The 1293-nt window shown below is 73.5% G+C and carries 1 protein-coding gene; it reads left to right on the top strand.

The window, feature by feature from the left end; genetic code table 11:
- Positions 1 to 1281 (top strand): zinc ribbon domain-containing protein (locus ACLZN2_RS50790; RefSeq protein WP_416987065.1); only part of this gene is annotated, 1281 nt, incomplete at its 5' end.
- Between the last annotated feature and the right edge of the window lie 12 nt (positions 1282 to 1293).

Below are 1293 nucleotides of genomic sequence, written 5' to 3'. Positions count from 1 at the left end.
GACCCGCGCTCGTATGCGGACTGGGCGTGGGTGGCCTGCCCGATCGCACTCCCGCCGACCGTCCCGCCCGGCGCGGTGCTGCACCTGCCCACCCTGCGCATCCACCGGGGCCGGGTCCACGCCGACCTCGCCCACACCCATGCCGTGCCCGCGGCTCGGCGCGCCGGGCACACGACCGCGCTGGGCGTGGACTGGGGACTGAACACCCTGCTCAGCGCGGGCGCGGTCCGCCTCCACGAGACCGGCACGATCACCGCCCTGGGCTCGGGTGCCCAGTTCCGGGCCGCCGGGGTACTGGCCAGACAGCACCGGCTACGCCGCACGTGCGAGTACCTGCACGCCAAGACCGCCCACTACCAGCGGCTCATCAACGACACCGACGGTCATCACCTGACCGGCAGGCACGCCGTGCTGGCCGAGGAGATCCGGCACGTGGCCGACCGGCGCTCCCACCTCAACGACGCGCTCGCCTGGTCCGCCGCCCGCTGGGCGGTCGACCAGGCTCTCGCCGCCCGCGCGAGCGTGATCTACGTCGAGGACCTGCGCTCGATGGAGGCCCGGGGCATGGGCCGCACCCTCAACACCCGCCTGTCCCAGCAGATCCGCGGGCAGATCGTGGACCGGATGCGGCACCTGGCCGCCGAGGCCGGCATCGCCGTGGTCACCGTCCCCGCCCGCGGCACCTCACGGCACTGCCCCCGCTGCCTCGTCCCGCTGCACCACCGCAAGGCCCCCGACCGGCCCACCACACCCGGCTGGAAATGGGCCATCTGCCCCAACCCCGACTGCGGCTGGCAAGGTGACCGCGACATGGGCGCGTGGCAACGCATCGCCGCACGCGGCCTCACCCACCAGAGCAGAACCGTCACCGACCGCGCCAGCGGCGCGATGGCCATCCGCAACGTGGTCGACAAGCTCGAAACCACCGCCGTGGTCGAACCGGCCACCCCACCAGCCCGCCGGGACCGGTCCAAGACCGGACCCACCCGGCACACAACCCCACGCCCCGCGCCCAGGCGACGCAGGGCACCCTCCCCCACCGGCCCCTCAGGGCCGGCGGGCAAGCGTCCGGAGGGACACGCACCACCGGGCCGAATCCGGCTGCCCCGCGCAGCCCACCGGCACCAGAGCGTGACGACGATCAGCACACCCACCACCCGCCGACACCGGCCCCAAGGGGCAGCACTGGGCGCAGGCTTCCACCTGCACGCCCACGCCACCCCACCACGGTGGGCACAACCCGTGCCAGACACTACGTCTTGCATAGGATCGCTTAGCTGATTAGAGACGCTG

Origin of the sequence: Streptomyces sp. T028 (genome assembly GCF_048159505.1) — a bacterium.
Lineage (GTDB): Bacteria > Actinomycetota > Actinomycetes > Streptomycetales > Streptomycetaceae > Streptomyces.
The sequence above is the reverse complement of the archived record's forward strand: the minus strand, read 5'-3'. Positions and strand labels throughout refer to the sequence as shown.